At 52.4% G+C, this 15,914-nt stretch carries 12 protein-coding genes and 1 riboswitch; of the genes, 4 read left to right on the forward strand and 8 right to left on the reverse strand.

Going from position 1 to position 15,914, the window contains the following annotated elements; translation table 11 throughout:
* Window positions 1-304: 304 nt before the first annotated feature.
* The gene (gene murI / locus RTW80_RS10615) at window positions 305-1,162 is read right to left on the reverse strand and encodes a glutamate racemase (RefSeq protein WP_000201820.1); all 858 of its coding nucleotides are present in this window, start codon (window positions 1,160-1,162) and stop codon (window positions 305-307) included.
* The gene (btuB, locus tag RTW80_RS10620) at window positions 1,107-2,951 is read right to left on the reverse strand and encodes a TonB-dependent vitamin B12 receptor BtuB (protein ID WP_000591359.1); all 1,845 of its coding nucleotides are present in this window, start codon (window positions 2,949-2,951) and stop codon (window positions 1,107-1,109) included. The genes murI and btuB overlap by 56 nt, the downstream gene beginning before the upstream one ends.
* Before the next feature lie 64 nt (window positions 2,952-3,015).
* A riboswitch (cobalamin riboswitch) is annotated at window positions 3,016-3,206 on the reverse strand.
* A gap of 113 nt (window positions 3,207-3,319) precedes the next feature.
* Between btuB and trmA the strand changes: the two genes are divergently transcribed.
* Complete coding sequence (gene trmA, locus RTW80_RS10625; protein WP_000187022.1) at window positions 3,320-4,420, forward strand: tRNA (uridine(54)-C5)-methyltransferase TrmA; 1,101 nt, start codon at window positions 3,320-3,322, stop codon at window positions 4,418-4,420.
* 39 nt (window positions 4,421-4,459) lie between these two features.
* On the opposite strand, the gene RTW80_RS10630 is transcribed toward trmA, so the two are convergent.
* Window positions 4,460-4,819, reverse strand: a complete 360-nt coding sequence (locus RTW80_RS10630) for a YijD family membrane protein (RefSeq protein WP_000806411.1) — start codon at window positions 4,817-4,819, stop codon at window positions 4,460-4,462.
* Window positions 4,819-5,469 carry an HTH-type transcriptional repressor FabR gene (fabR, locus tag RTW80_RS10635; RefSeq protein ID WP_001309117.1) on the reverse strand — a complete coding sequence of 217 codons (651 nt, stop codon included), beginning with the start codon at window positions 5,467-5,469 and terminating at the stop codon, window positions 4,819-4,821. The genes RTW80_RS10630 and fabR overlap by 1 nt, the downstream gene beginning before the upstream one ends.
* A 330-nt stretch (window positions 5,470-5,799) precedes the next feature.
* Here fabR and sthA point away from each other — a divergent pair, with 330 nt between their 5' ends.
* Window positions 5,800-7,200, forward strand: a complete 1,401-nt coding sequence (sthA, locus tag RTW80_RS10640; RefSeq protein WP_001120800.1) for a Si-specific NAD(P)(+) transhydrogenase — start codon at window positions 5,800-5,802, stop codon at window positions 7,198-7,200.
* On the opposite strand, the gene oxyR is transcribed toward sthA, so the two are convergent.
* The 4 genes from oxyR to argC form a co-directional block, all read right to left on the reverse strand.
* A complete protein-coding gene (oxyR, locus tag RTW80_RS10645) occupies window positions 7,183-8,100 on the reverse strand; it encodes a DNA-binding transcriptional regulator OxyR (protein ID WP_001025939.1) in 918 nt (305 codons plus the stop codon). The two genes, sthA and oxyR, sit on opposite strands and share 18 nt — an antisense overlap.
* 266 nt (window positions 8,101-8,366) lie before the next feature.
* The gene (argH, locus tag RTW80_RS10650) at window positions 8,367-9,740 is read right to left on the reverse strand and encodes an argininosuccinate lyase (protein ID WP_001230087.1); all 1,374 of its coding nucleotides are present in this window, start codon (window positions 9,738-9,740) and stop codon (window positions 8,367-8,369) included.
* Between the two features lie 60 nt (window positions 9,741-9,800).
* Window positions 9,801-10,577 (reverse strand): acetylglutamate kinase, encoded by a 777-nt coding sequence (argB, locus tag RTW80_RS10655; protein ID WP_001302318.1) that lies wholly within the window; start codon window positions 10,575-10,577, stop codon window positions 9,801-9,803.
* A gap of 7 nt (window positions 10,578-10,584) precedes the next feature.
* On the reverse strand, window positions 10,585-11,589 hold the full coding sequence (argC, locus tag RTW80_RS10660; RefSeq protein ID WP_000935370.1) for an N-acetyl-gamma-glutamyl-phosphate reductase: 1,005 nt from the start codon (window positions 11,587-11,589) through the stop codon (window positions 10,585-10,587).
* Between the two features lie 153 nt (window positions 11,590-11,742).
* On the opposite strand from argC, the gene argE reads away from it, so the two are divergent.
* Window positions 11,743-12,894 (forward strand): acetylornithine deacetylase, encoded by a 1,152-nt coding sequence (gene argE / locus RTW80_RS10665; protein ID WP_001301272.1) that lies wholly within the window; start codon window positions 11,743-11,745, stop codon window positions 12,892-12,894.
* A gap of 351 nt (window positions 12,895-13,245) precedes the next feature.
* Window positions 13,246-15,897: a phosphoenolpyruvate carboxylase gene (gene ppc, locus RTW80_RS10670; RefSeq protein WP_001005579.1), complete on the forward strand. Its 2,652-nt coding sequence runs from the start codon at window positions 13,246-13,248 to the stop codon at window positions 15,895-15,897.
* Window positions 15,898-15,914: the final 17 nt, after the last annotated feature.

The following is a 15,914-nucleotide window of genomic DNA, read 5'->3' on the forward strand; positions in this document are numbered from 1 at the left end:
TTTTTCGTCTTGCGACGTTAAGAATCCGTATCTTCGAGTGCCCACACAGATTGTCTGATAAATTGTTAAAGAGCAGTGCCGCTTCGCTTTTTCTCAGCGGCGCGGGGTGTGCATAATACGCTTTCCCGCTACAGAGTCAAGCATTTATTTTTGCTTTCTCTGCCGGAGTTCTCAGGAGAACCCCGCTGACCCGGCGGCGTGTTTGCCGTTGTTCCGTGTCAGTGGTGGCGCATTATAGGGAGTTATTCCGGCCTGACAAGAGGAAATTTAAAATAATTTTCTGACCGCGCAACATTCAACCAAATCAGCCTAAAACTGCCAGTTTTTCGAGCGTTTCGAAGCCGTAACGCTGTAAAACGGGCAATAATTGTTCAGCTCCTGGCGTCATTGCCATACAAAAGGCAATATTCGCATCGGCAGATTTTGCATCCGGGGCTTCATGTTCTAACAACCAGGCCGTTCGGCGAGCAATCGCTGCGCCAGAATCCACCAGCCGGGTTCCCTCTGGCAGCACTTGTAACAGTTCTTCTTGTAGTAGAGGGAAATGGGTGCAACCCAATACAACGGTATCTGGCGGCTCTTTCATTCTTAACCACGGGCGTAGGATACGTTTTAGTGCATCCAGAGAAACATCTTCGCCATGTAGCTTCGCTTCAGCCAACTCAACCATCTCTGCCGAGCCCAGCATTTCTATCTGGCATTCATTAGCGAAACGCGCGATCAGCTCATGAGTATAAGAACGTTTAACTGTTCCGCGGGTTGCCAGTAATCCGACAATGCCATTTGCCGTCAGACGTGCAGCAGGTTTAATCGCCGGCACGACACCAACAACCGGGAAGTCGAACTTTTCGCGTAATGCAGGAAGTGAAACGGTACTGGCAGTGTTGCAAGCGACCACAGCCAGCGCAAGGGGATAACGTTCTTGCACCGCGGTGACAATTGCCACCACTCGCTCAACAATAAACGCTTCGCTTTTTTCGCCATACGGGAAAGCGACGTTATCGAAAGCATAAATGTAATGGAGATCCGGTAAGAGATGCCGGATCTCGTCATAGACCGACAACCCACCGACGCCGGAGTCAAACACCAGCACGGTGGGACGTGGTTCAGAAGGTGTAGCTGCCAGACAAGGTGTATTCCCGTCCTGCAGTTTGGTAGCCATAGACTGTCTCATAATCTTTGTCGAACAGGTTGGCTATTTTACCACGAACTGTCAGGTGAGAGGTGACCGGATACGCAACCGCAAGATCCCACAAGCTCACACCGCCCATTTTAACGGTTTGATAAGGATAAGATGAGTAATCCTTATCATAGCGAGTGCCTAAATACTGATAAGTAATACCCCAGTCGAAGTCATACAACTGCCAGTCGAGCTGGTATTTCACCTGCTGTTTAGCACGGCGTAACAACGGCGTGTCGGTAATCGCATTGCGCGCATCGACATAATCATAACTCACAGTATGCGTCAGTGGTCCGGTATCAAAATTGGCGGTCGCCTCGACGCCCTTAATCCGCGCTTTCCCTTCGTTGTAATATTTCAGGGTGTGATCATCATAATCGATCAAGTCACTGACATCGTTACGATATCCGGAAATACGCCAGTTCACCCCAGCGGTTAAGCCTTCAAACGCGCCTTCCCACTGTTTGCTTTTCTCCGGGTCCAGATTCGGATTTCCGTAGAAGCCATACAGTTGCCCCAGATTTGGTGCCTTATAAGATGTCCCGTAGGAAGCAATGAAGCGATAACCTTCGATGAATTCCCAACCGGCGCTGGTTTGCCAGGTTCCATGACGACCAAACTGTGAGTTATCGTCGCTGCGTGCTGCGCCTTCAAAGGTAAAATCGCCGACTTGTTGCAGCCCGGTCAGATAGATGCCGGTATTACGTTGATCATATCCATCCTCAACATAACCTGTACCCGGCGTCGTAGTCTGTTTCTGCCAGTCGACACCCGCACCAATACTACCGTGACCAACGATGACATTGTTTGCCCACTGGACGGTGTATTGCTTCATCTCATCGAGCGTCGCCGACGAATCATAACGACCATAATGGGGATCGTAGTTGTAATCTTTGCTATGGCTATAGCTGGTAATGAGTTGTGATTTAATCAGTTCGCCGTTATAGCGCAGCCCGGCGTCCCAACTTTGGCTATAGAGTTTACGGGTATCGAGCAACGGTGAACCGGGAGAATAATACGCGTCATAATTGGTACGGTTATCATAGCCATAGCCGCGCACAAAGCCGCTCCAGGCATCAGTAAAGTTATGCTCCAGCGCGCCATAAAGCGTTTTACTTAAAAAACCATCGTTATCTGTCTGCGCTTGCGTTCCGGTATTACCATAGGCAACAACATCATAACCATGAGTATGGGCATAATCGCCCAACAGCGTTACCCGTGTCTTATCCCCCAGTTGTTGCTGCGTAGAGACATCATAGTTCTGATAACTATTGCTTCCCCACCCTGCTGAAATTTCCGTTCCGGGTTCATCGCGCGTCGTGATGATATTCACCACCCCGCCTATTGCATCGGAACCATAAACAGCGGAGCGCGGCCCACGGATATATTCAACACGCTGGACAAGCGCAATAGGGAACTGGCTAAGGTCGGCAGAACCACTCACCCCCGCCAGATTCAGGCGTACGCCATCAATTAACACCAACACATGACTGGCATTTGTACCGCGAATAAAAATAGATGAGAGCTGACCTGAACCGCCGTTTTGGGTGATATCGACGCCCGGAAGACGGCGCAGCACATCATTGACCGAGGTCGACTGCCAGCGGTCGATATCCTGACGGGTCACAACGGTGGTTGGTGCAAGCACAGTGCTGCGCGGCTGTTCAAAACGGTTAGCAGTAACGACGAGAGTATCCGGGCTGGTATCCTGTGCCCAAGCGGAAAATGCCGTGACGGAACACGCCGTCAGCAGCGAAGCTTTTTTAATCATTGTAAAGCATCCACAATAGAAGAAGGATGCCGCAGGTTTCATCAATATTACGCGATGATGAGAACCAGATGCGACGTTGGCCGGCAGGTCTTCGGGCTTGGAGGGGTATCTAAGATACTAAGAGATGATGACTTCCCACCGGATGGCAGTGTCCGCATAACGCAATCATCGCACCTTTCCTTACCGCTGCGCGTCAGCTCCAGATTCGCACTGGATTCCCTATTAACTCACAGGACCGGCAAGTGGATGCTACAGGTTGTAACAAGTTACTGTCCAGACGTAGCTCACAAATAGGAATTCATCAAGATCTGGACATCTGATGAGCAATCCCTACAATCGCCGCGTACTTTAATTTTTCAGGATACATCATGACCCCCGAACACCTTCCAACAGAACAGTATGAAGCGCAGTTAGCCGAAAAAGTGGTACGTTTGCAAAGTATGATGGCACCGTTTTCTGACCTGGTTCCGGAAGTGTTTCGCTCGCCGGTCAGTCATTACCGGATGCGCGCGGAGTTCCGCATCTGGCACGATGGCGATGACCTGTATCACATCATTTTCGATCAACAAACCAAAAGCCGCATCCGCGTGGATAGCTTCCCCGCCGCCAGTGAACTTATCAACCAGTTGATGACGGCGATGATTGCGGGTGTGCGTAATAATCCCGTTCTGCGCCACAAGTTGTTCCAGATTGATTACCTCACTACGCTGAGTAATCAGGCGGTGGTTTCCCTGCTATACCATAAGAAGCTGGATGATGAGTGGCGTCAGGAAGCGGAGGCCCTGCGCGATGCACTGCGCGCGCAGAATCTGAATGTGCATCTGATTGGTCGGGCAACGAAAACCAAAATCGAGCTGGATCAGGATTACATCGATGAACGTCTGCCGGTCGCAGGGAAAGAGATGATCTACCGTCAGGTAGAAAACAGCTTTACCCAGCCGAACGCGGCGATGAATATTCAGATGCTGGAATGGGCGCTGGACGTAACCAAAGGCTCAAAAGGCGATTTACTGGAGCTGTACTGCGGCAACGGTAACTTTTCATTAGCGCTGGCGCGCAATTTTGATCGGGTATTAGCCACCGAAATCGCTAAGCCGTCGGTTGCTGCTGCGCAATACAACATCGCAGCTAACCATATTGATAACGTACAAATTATTCGTATGGCGGCAGAAGAATTTACTCAGGCGATGAATGGTGTGCGCGAGTTTAACCGCCTGCAAGGGATCGACTTAAAGAGTTATCAGTGCGAAACCATTTTTGTCGACCCACCGCGCAGCGGTCTGGACAGTGAAACCGAGAAAATGGTGCAGGCGTATCCGCGTATTTTGTACATCTCCTGTAACCCGGAAACGTTATGCAAGAATCTGGAAACATTAAGCCAGACGCACAAGGTCGAACGTCTGGCTCTGTTTGATCAGTTCCCCTACACGCACCATATGGAGTGCGGCGTATTACTGACCGCGAAGTAAAACCCATGCCGGATGCGCCAGCATCCGGCATAATACCGATTACTCAGCAACTTCCTGCTTACGGTTACGCATCTTCGCGCCAATCCAGAACACCATAATGACGGAGAGTACTGCCGGGAAGAAGTTAGAGCCGATATCCGGATATTCCGCACGAACTACCGTGCTGTACAGCAGTACGCCGAGAATAAAACAGGCAGCTGCCAGACCCGGCAAGCCTACCGGCATAGTGCGATTAAGATAACGTTGATGCAGGCAGTAAACCGTCAGCACCAGGGAAATAATCGGGAATACAGAAAATGGCACAATGGAGCTAAACAGCGCTGCGAAAGTACCATTAATCGATAAGCCAGCAACTAACGCCAGCAGCAGCGTACCTCTATCTTGATTTGCTTGTTTCATTACTCGTCCTTCACATTTCCCGGAATAATTGCGGTTTTCTCTTGTTCACGGCGATACCAGTAATAAGCCCCTTTCGAAATCATTCGCAGTTGCAGTACCAGTCGCTCTTCTAATTGCCGACGTTGTTCGACGCCGACGTCCAACGCCTCGGCACCCGCACTGAAGACAATTGTCACCATTGCTTCGGCTTGCGCTTCAGTAAACGCACGCGGCATATGGTTTTCGAGTTCCAGATAGTCCGCAAGTTCCGCAATGAAGTGCTGAATTTCACGCGCAACGGCGGCACGAAACGCAGCGGAGGTGCCGGAGCGTTCCCGCAATAATAACCGGAAGGCGTTAGGATTATTACCGATGAACTCCATAAATGTGGAGACCGAGGTGCGGATCACACTCCCGCCTTTGGCGATACGCTGACGCGCCTGGCGCATGAGTTGGCGTAGCATTAAACCGCTCTCATCAACCATGGTCAGACCCAGTTCGTCTACGTCGCGGAAATGCCGATAAAAAGAGGTGGGAGCAATGCCCGCTTCACGCGCCACTTCACGCAAACTCAGGCTGGCGAAGCTGCGTTCAGCACTTAATTGGCTAAATGCGGCTTCCACCAGCGAACGGCGGGTTTTTTCTTTTTGTTGCGCTCTTACGCCCATCACGATGTCTGAATCCTTGCCAAAAGTACTGCTGGCACTATACCAGAGAATGAACATACTGGATTGCTCCAGTATTGTGAATGAACGGTAACGCAATAAAACATATTTACTGCAATTCTTTGGCCGGTTCTTTTACGTACAGCGGAAACCTGCCGCTTAAACGGAGAGTATCGTCGATAAAAATCCAATAAAACGTCAGGGCAAAAGTAAGAAACAGACAAAGCAAAGGCCGCTCAGGATATAGCCAGATAAATGACGGGGATCAATTGGCTTACCCGCGATAAAATGTTACCATTCTGTTGCTTTTATGTATAAGAACAGGTAAGCCCTACCATGCCACATTCCTACGATTACGATGCCATAGTAATAGGTTCCGGCCCCGGCGGCGAAGGCGCTGCAATGGGCCTGGTTAAGCAAGGTGCGCGCGTCGCAGTTATCGAGCGTTATCAAAATGTTGGCGGCGGTTGCACCCACTGGGGCACCATCCCGTCGAAAGCTCTCCGTCACGCCGTCAGCCGCATTATAGAATTCAATCAAAACCCACTATACAGCGACCATTCCCGACTGCTCCGCTCTTCTTTTGCCGATATCCTTAACCATGCCGATAACGTGATTAATCAACAAACGCGCATGCGTCAGGGATTTTACGAACGTAATCACTGTGAAATATTGCAGGGGAACGCTCGCTTTGTTGACGAGCATACGTTGGCGCTGGATTGCCCGGACGGCAGCGTTGAAACACTAACCGCTGAAAAATTTATTATTGCCTGCGGCTCTCGTCCATATCATCCAACAGATGTTGATTTCACCCATCCACGCATTTACGACAGCGACTCAATTCTTAGCATGCACCACGAACCGCGCCATGTACTTATCTATGGTGCTGGAGTGATCGGCTGTGAATATGCGTCGATCTTCCGCGGTATGGATGTAAAAGTGGATCTGATCAACACCCGCGATCGGCTGCTGGCATTTCTCGATCAAGAGATGTCAGATTCTCTCTCCTATCACTTCTGGAACAGTGGCGTAGTGATTCGCCACAACGAAGAGTACGAGAAGATCGAAGGCTGTGACGACGGTGTGATCATGCATCTGAAGTCGGGTAAAAAACTGAAAGCTGACTGCCTGCTCTATGCCAACGGTCGCACCGGTAATACTGATTCGCTGGCGTTACAGAACATTGGGCTGGAAACTGACAGTCGCGGACAGCTGAAGGTCAACAGCATGTATCAGACCGCACAGCCGCACGTTTACGCGGTGGGCGACGTGATTGGTTATCCGAGCCTGGCGTCGGCGGCCTATGACCAGGGGCGCATTGCCGCGCAGGCGCTGGTGAAAGGTGAAGCCACCGCACATCTGATTGAAGATATCCCTACCGGCATTTACACCATCCCGGAAATCAGCTCTGTGGGCAAAACCGAACAGCAGCTGACCGCGATGAAAGTGCCATATGAAGTGGGCCGCGCCCAGTTCAAACATCTGGCACGTGCACAAATCGTCGGCATGAACGTGGGCACGCTGAAAATTTTGTTCCATCGGGAAACAAAAGAGATTCTGGGCATTCACTGCTTTGGCGAGCGCGCTGCCGAAATTATTCATATCGGTCAGGCGATTATGGAACAGAAAGGTGGCGGCAACACTATTGAGTACTTCGTCAACACCACCTTTAACTACCCGACGATGGCGGAAGCCTATCGGGTAGCTGCGCTAAATGGCTTAAACCGCCTGTTTTAACACTTTATCGAAATGGCCATCCATTCTTGCGCGGATGGCCTCTGCCAGCTGCTCATAGCGGCTGCGCAGCGGTGAGCCAGGACGATAAACCAGGCCAATCGTGCGGCGAGGTTCCGGCTTAATACACGGCAAATAAACAACCCCATCGCGTTTGCGCTCCGGCGGCACAGCCAGCGCAGGCAGTAAAGTGATCCCGCTACCTGCCGCCACCATGTTACGCAGTGTCTCCAGGCTGGTCGCGCGGAAGTGTGTATCTTCATCCGCCCCGGCTTCAAAGCAGAAACCCATTGCCTGATCGCGCAAACAGTGACCATCTTCCAGCATCAGCAGTTTTTCCCCTGCCAGATCGGCCATCGGTACGCATTCGCGGTTCGCCCACGGGTGATCTTCATAGATAGCCAGCAACATTGGCTCATCAAACAACGGCACTTCAATGAATGCTTCGCTCTCTTTCACCAGCGCGAGGATCACGCAATCGAGTTTGCCACTGTCCAGTTGCGCCAGTAACTGGTGGGTCTGTGCTTCATGCAGATACATTTCCAGCTTTGGAAAGGTCTGGTGCAGCATCGGGATAATATGCGGTAGCAGGTACGGTCCAACCGTGGGAATCAAACCAATATGCAGCGGTCCGGACATCGTCTCGCCCTGCTGGCTTGCCATCTCTTTAAGGACTTTCACCTCACGCAGCACGGTACGCGCCTGATCCACCAGCAGCATTCCCGCCTGGGTGAACAACACTTTACGGCTGGTCCGCTCCAGCAACATCACGCCCAACTCATCTTCCAGCTTACGAATTTGCCCGCTAAGCGTCGGCTGGCTAACGTGGCAGGAATCTGCCGCACGCCGAAAATGGCGGTGTTCAGCCAATGCCACCAGGTACTCAAGATCACGAATATTCATTATCCATCCTCCATCGCCACGATAGTTCATGGCGATAGGTAGAATAGCAATGAACGATTATCCCTATCAAGCATTCTGACTGATAATTGCTCACAGAAACGGAGCGGCACCTCTTTTAACCCTTGAAGTCACTGCCCGTTTCGAGAGTTTCTCAACTCGAATAACTAAAGCCAACGTGAACTTTTGCGGATCTCCAGGATCCGCTTTTTTTTGCCATAAAAAAGCCCGGCGATAAGCCAGGCTCAAATTTGTACATATAAATGTTCTTACCCCAACCGAGCCTGCGCAAAAGCAATCGCCTGCGCCACCTGCTGCGGTGAGACGCCGCCTTTTGCCGCACGCTTGTCGAGGCACGATTGCAGCGACAGAATCGGATAGACATCTTCGTCAATCACCTGACTGAATTTCTGCAACTCACTGAGCGGCAGATCTTCCAGCGGTTTGCCCTGACGAATGGCTTCCACCACCGCTTCACCAACAATATGGTGCGCCTCGCGGAACGGTACGCCTTTCGCCACCAGATAATCCGCCAGTTCGGTGGCGTTGGCGTAACCCTGCTGAGCCGCTTCCTGGCAACGTGGACGTTTCACCTGAATGCCGTCCAGCACCAGCGCCGCCATATGCAGGCAGTCCAGCCAGGTATCGAGCGCGTCGAACAGACCTTCTTTGTCTTCCTGCATATCTTTGTTGTAAGCCAGCGGCAAACCTTTCAGCGTCATCATCATGCCGGTTAACGCCCCCTGCACCCGACCGCATTTACCGCGAATCAGCTCCAGCGCATCCGGGTTTTTCTTCTGCGGCATTAATGATGAACCGGAAGTCACGCGGTCAGAAAGCTCCACAAACCCCGCTTCGCCGGTGTTAAAGAAAATCAGATCTTCAGCAAAACGCGACAGATGCACCATGCCGATAGCGGCAGCAGAAAGCAGTTCCAACACATGGTCACGGTCAGAAACGCTGTCGAGACTGTTACGGGTCGCCGAAGCAAAGCCCAGCCAGCCTGCTAACTGTTCACGGTCGATTTCATAGGCCGTTCCCGCCAGCGCGCCACAGCCTAGCGGGCTGACATCCAGACGCTTAAGCGCATCCTGCAAACGGCTTTCATCACGCGCCAGCATCTCAACATAGGCCAGGCACCAGTGCGCGAACGTCACCGGCTGGGCGCGTTGCAGGTGAGTGTAACCTGGCATTACCGCGTCCTGATTGTTTTGTGCGGTTTCCACCAGCGCCGATTGCAGCTGCCGGTTAGCCGTCAGTAACTCGCTAACGGTATCTTTGCACCACAGTTTCAGGTCAGTCGCTACCTGATCATTACGGCTACGCCCGGTATGCAGCTTTTTGCCTAACTGGCCCACTTTGTCGATCAGTTTGCCTTCCACCCAGCTATGGATATCTTCGGCGTCGCTTTCAAGGATTTGTTGTGGCCTGGCGCGAACATCTTCCAGCAACACGTTCAGCGCCTCTTCCAGTTGCGCCTGCTCTTCTGCGGTTAACACGCCTACCGTGACCAGGGCTTTGGACCAGGCCACAGAGCCAACAATATCCTGCTCCGCCAGACGGTAATCAAAGCGCAGTGAGTCGTTGAATTGTTTGAACCGTTGATCTGCTGCCTGGGTAAAACGCCCGCCCCAAAGTGCCATAACTCTGTTTCCTTATTTTGAAATTCAATGCCGGAAAGCTGCGCCTCCGGCCAACAAAACTTAAGCTAAAATCCGCGTACCCATCGGCATACCGTTAAACAGTGCCGGAAGCTGCTCCGCATGACGCCAGGAGGCGATATCTACCGGACGGCCCAGCGTGCGGGCCGCATCCAGCGCCGCGTTCACTTTCACTATCATGCCGTCAGTAATAATGCCCTGCTCAATCAGTTGTTCTGCTTTCGCGGCGGTCATTTCGGCAATGCGTTGCCCTTTGCCGTCGAGAATGCCGCTGACGTCGGAGAGCAAAATCAGATCCGCGCCCAGCGTTGCCGCCAGCGCCGTTGCCGCCTGGTCGGCATTGACGTTCATCAGTTGCCCTTCGTCTGTTACGCCAATGGAGCTGACCACCGGCAGATAACCGTTCTCCAGCAAGGAGTTGATAAGCTTAGGCGAACCTGGCTGCGCCAGTCCAACATGACCTAACTCTTCATCAAGCTGGGTCACTTTGACGCTGTCGCCGTCACCGAGAAACAAACCTACGGCCGCAATCTGATGTTTCTTCGCCCATGCCAACAGGGTTTTATTTGCCGTTCCCGCCAGTGCTCCGGTGATAATGTCTATCTGATCAGCAGGCGTCACCCGCAGGCCGTTTTTCTTTTTCACCGGCAGATTCAGCCCTTTCATCAGCTCATCCACCACGCAACCGCCGCCGTGCACAATCACCAGCGGACGCTGATGTGACTCACGATAATTCACCAGTGCGCTAAACAGACGTTCCAGCGCCTCTTCACTATCCAGCAGTACGCCGCCCAGTTTGATAATTAATGGATTCATCATTGCACCCTTAAATAAGAGACTGCGTTTCCGCATAGCCGAAACGAATATTGGCGCACTGTACCGCTTGTGCCGCCGCGCCTTTCAGTAAGTTGTCTTCGGTCGCCACAATAATCAAATGCTCGCCCTGAACGGCAAACCCGATATCGCAAAATGGCAGCCCAACGACATTTTTCAGCGCCGGAACGCCTTTGTCATACAGCCGCACCAGCGGTTTATGGGCATACGCCTGCTGTAACACTTGCGCGACTTGCGCCTGGGTCACACCCGATTTCAGGCGGCAGGTAATGGTTTCGAGAATGCCGCGCGGGAAATTGCCCAGATGTGGGGTGAAGATAACGTCAGCACCGAGGTGTGTGGCGATCTCTGGTTGATGGCGATGAGTAAAGACGCCATACGGTTGCAGGCTAACTTCACAAAAGCTGTTTGAAATGGCCGCTTTACGCCCTGCACCGCTCACGCCGCTGGTGGCGTTGATCACCGGCCACTGATTGAGGTCAAGAAGATCGGCATCAATCAACGGTTTCAGCGCCAGCTGTGCCGCCGTCGGATAACAGCCCGGCACCGCAATCAAATTCGCTTCTTTTAATTTATTACCGCACCACTCCGCCAGACCGTAGGCTGCCTGTTCCAACAGTTCCGGGTATTGATGGGTAAAGCCGTAATATTTTTCATAGAAGGTGGCGTCGTTAACACGAAACGCGCCGGAAAGGTCGAACACCACGCAGCCCGCTTCAAGAAACTGCGGCGCTAAATCGTGGCTAACTTCATGGGCGGTGGCGAGAAACACTACGTCCACCCCTGGGCTAAACTCGCTGATATCCGACATCGGCTGCAACGGCAGATCAACGATGCCTTTTAGCTGCGGATGCAAATCGGAGATTAACTTTCCCGCATCATTGCTTTGCGCTGAAACAGTCAAAGCGGTTATGTTCATATGCGGATGGCGATTTACATAGGTCACTAGCTCTGCGCCAGCGTAGCCGCTGGCACCCACAATCAGCGTATTCAACATCGGGGCTATTCACCTTCTTATGTCTGGTTGCCAGGTTAAACGTAAAACATTCACCTTACGGCTGGTGGGTTTTATTACGCTCAACGTTAGTGTATTTTTATTCATAAATACTGCATGAATATTGATACTATCATGACCAGAGGTGTGTCAACAATGAAAAACAAATTACCGCCATTTATCGAGATTTACCGCGCTCTGATTGCCACACCTTCAATAAGCGCCACGGAAGAGGCACTCGATCAAAGCAATGCAGATTTAATCACTCTGCTGGCGGACTGGTTTAAAGATTTGGGCTTCAATGTGGAAGTGCAGCCTGTTCCAGGAACTCGCAACAAATTCAATATGCTGGCAAGTATCGGACAGGGGGCTGGCGGCTTGTTGCTGGCGGGGCATACCGATACGGTGCCATTTGATGACGGTCGCTGGACGCGCGATCCGTTTACACTGACGGAGCATGACGGCAAGCTTTACGGCTTAGGCACCGCCGACATGAAAGGCTTTTTTGCGTTTATCCTTGATGCGCTACGCGATGTCGACGTCACGAAACTGAAAAAACCGCTCTACATTCTGGCGACTGCTGATGAAGAAACCAGTATGGCCGGAGCGCGTTATTTTGCCGAAACTACCGCCCTGCGCCCGGATTGCGCCATCATTGGCGAACCGACGTCACTACAACCGGTACGCGCACATAAAGGTCATATCTCTAACGCCATCCGTATTCAGGGCCAGTCGGGGCACTCCAGCGATCCAGCACGCGGAGTTAACGCTATCGAACTAATGCACGACGCCATCGGGCATATTTTGCAATTGCGCGATAACCTGAAAGAACGTTATCACTACGAAGCGTTTACCGTGCCATACCCTACGCTCAACCTCGGGCATATTCACGGTGGCGACGCTTCTAACCGTATTTGCGCTTGCTGTGAGTTGCATATGGATATTCGTCCGCTGCCTGGCATGACACTCAATGAACTTAATGGTTTGCTCAACGATGCATTGGCTCCGGTGAGCGAACGCTGGCCGGGTCGTCTGACGGTCGACGAGCTGCATCCGCCGATCCCTGGCTATGAATGCCCACCGAATCATCAACTGGTTGAAGTGGTTGAGAAATTGCTCGGAGCAAAAACCGAAGTGGTGAATTACTGTACCGAAGCGCCGTTTATTCAAACGTTATGCCCTACGCTGGTGCTCGGTCCGGGTTCCATCAATCAAGCTCATCAGCCTGATGAATATCTGGAGACGCGGTTTATTAAACCCACCCGTGAGTTGATTATCCAGGTAATTCACCATTTTTGCTGGCATTAAAACGTAGGCCGGATAAGGCGCTCGCGCCGCATCCGGCACCGTTGCCAAACTCCTGTGCCGCAATAATGTCGGATGCGATGCTTGCGCATCTTATCCGACCTACACCTTTGGTGTTATGTATGGCGATTTTTTAACATTTCCATAAGTTACGCTTATTTAAAGCGTCGTGAATTTAATGGCGTAAATTCCTGCTATTTATTCGTTTGCTGAAGCGATTTCGCAGCATTTGACGTCACCGCTTTTACGTGGCTTTATAAAAGACGACGAAAAGCAAAGCCCGAGCATATTCGCGCCAATGCGACGTGAAGGATACAGGGCTATCAAACGATAAGATGGGGTGTCTGGGGTAATATGAACGAACAATATTCCGCATTGCGTAGTAATGTCAGTATGCTCGGCAAAGTGCTGGGAGAAACCATCAAGGATGCGTTGGGAGAACACATTCTTGAACGCGTAGAAACTATCCGTAAGTTGTCGAAATCTTCACGCGCTGGCAATGATGCTAACCGCCAGGAGTTGCTCACCACCTTACAAAATTTGTCGAACGACGAGCTGCTGCCCGTTGCGCGTGCGTTTAGTCAGTTCCTGAACCTGGCCAACACCGCCGAGCAATACCACAGCATTTCGCCGAAAGGCGAAGCTGCCAGCAACCCGGAAGTGATCGCCCGCACCCTGCGTAAACTGAAAAACCAGCCGGAACTGAGCGAAGACACCATCAAAAAAGCAGTGGAATCGCTGTCGCTGGAACTGGTCCTCACGGCTCACCCAACCGAAATTACCCGTCGTACACTGATCCACAAAATGGTGGAAGTGAACGCCTGTTTAAAACAGCTCGATAACAAAGATATCGCTGACTACGAACACAACCAGCTGATGCGTCGCCTGCGCCAGTTGATCGCCCAGTCATGGCATACCGATGAAATCCGTAAGCTGCGTCCAAGCCCGGTAGATGAAGCCAAATGGGGCTTTGCCGTAGTGGAAAACAGCCTGTGGCAAGGCGTACCAAATTACCTGCGCGAACTGAACGAACAACTGGAAGAGAACCTCGGCTACAAACTGCCCGTCGAATTTGTTCCGGTCCGTTTTACTTCGTGGATGGGCGGCGACCGCGACGGCAACCCGAACGTCACTGCCGATATCACCCGCCACGTCCTGCTACTCAGCCGCTGGAAAGCCACCGATTTGTTCCTGAAAGATATTCAGGTGCTGGTTTCTGAACTGTCGATGGTTGAAGCGACCCCTGAACTGCTGGCGCTGGTTGGCGAAGAAGGTGCCGCAGAACCGTATCGCTATCTGATGAAAAACCTGCGTTCTCGCCTGATGGCGACACAGGCATGGCTGGAAGCGCGCCTGAAAGGCGAAGAACTGCCAAAACCAGAAGGCCTGCTGACACAAAACGAAGAACTGTGGGAACCGCTCTACGCTTGCTACCAGTCACTTCAGGCGTGTGGCATGGGTATTATCGCCAACGGCGATCTGCTCGACACCCTGCGCCGCGTGAAATGTTTCGGCGTACCGCTGGTCCGTATTGATATCCGTCAGGAGAGCACGCGTCATACCGAAGCGCTGGGCGAGCTGACCCGCTACCTCGGTATCGGCGACTACGAAAGCTGGTCAGAGGCCGACAAACAGGCGTTCCTGATCCGCGAACTGAACTCCAAACGTCCGCTTCTGCCGCGCAACTGGCAACCAAGCGCCGAAACGCGCGAAGTGCTCGATACCTGCCAGGTGATTGCCGAAGCACCGCAAGGCTCCATTGCCGCCTACGTGATCTCGATGGCGAAAACGCCGTCCGACGTACTGGCTGTCCACCTGCTGCTGAAAGAAGCGGGTATCGGGTTTGCGATGCCGGTTGCTCCGCTGTTTGAAACCCTCGATGATCTGAACAACGCCAACGATGTCATGACCCAGCTGCTCAATATTGACTGGTATCGTGGCCTGATTCAGGGCAAACAGATGGTGATGATTGGCTATTCCGACTCAGCAAAAGATGCGGGAGTGATGGCAGCTTCCTGGGCGCAATATCAGGCACAGGATGCATTAATCAAAACCTGCGAAAAAGCGGGTATTGAGCTGACGTTGTTCCACGGTCGCGGCGGTTCCATTGGTCGCGGCGGCGCACCTGCTCATGCGGCGCTGCTGTCACAACCGCCAGGAAGCCTGAAAGGTGGCCTGCGCGTGACTGAACAGGGCGAGATGATCCGCTTTAAATATGGTCTGCCAGAAATCACCGTCAGCAGCCTGTCGCTGTACACCGGGGCGATTCTGGAAGCCAACCTGCTGCCACCACCTGAGCCGAAAGAGAGCTGGCGTCGCATTATGGATGAACTGTCAGTCATCTCCTGCGATCTCTACCGTGGCTACGTACGTGAAAACAAAGATTTTGTGCCTTACTTCCGCTCCGCTACGCCGGAACAAGAATTGGGCAAACTGCCGTTGGGTTCACGTCCGGCGAAACGTCGCCCAACCGGCGGCGTCGAGTCACTACGCGCCATTCCGTGGATCTTCGCCTGGACGCAAAACCGTCTGATGCTCCCCGCCTGGCTGGGTGCAGGTACGGCGCTGCAAAAAGTGGTCGAAGACGGCAAACAGAGCGAGCTGGAGGCTATGTGCCGCGATTGGCCATTCTTCTCGACGCGTCTCGGCATGCTGGAGATGGTCTTCGCCAAAGCAGACCTGTGGCTGGCGGAATACTATGACCAACGCCTGGTAGACAAAGCACTGTGGCCGTTAGGTAAAGAGTTACGCAACCTGCAAGAAGAAGACATCAAAGTGGTGCTGGCGATTGCCAACGATTCCCATCTGATGGCCGATCTGCCGTGGATTGCAGAGTCTATTCAGCTACGGAATATTTACACCGACCCGCTGAACGTATTGCAGGCCGAGTTGCTGCACCGCTCCCGCCAGGCAGAAAAAGAAGGCCAGGAACCGGATCCTCGCGTCGAACAAGCGTTAATGGTCACTATTGCCGGGATTGCGGCAGGTATGCGTAATACCGGCTAATCTTCCTCTTCTGCAAA

The organism is Escherichia sp. AM3 (genome assembly GCF_032029835.1).
Classification (GTDB): domain Bacteria; phylum Pseudomonadota; class Gammaproteobacteria; order Enterobacterales; family Enterobacteriaceae; genus Escherichia; species Escherichia coli.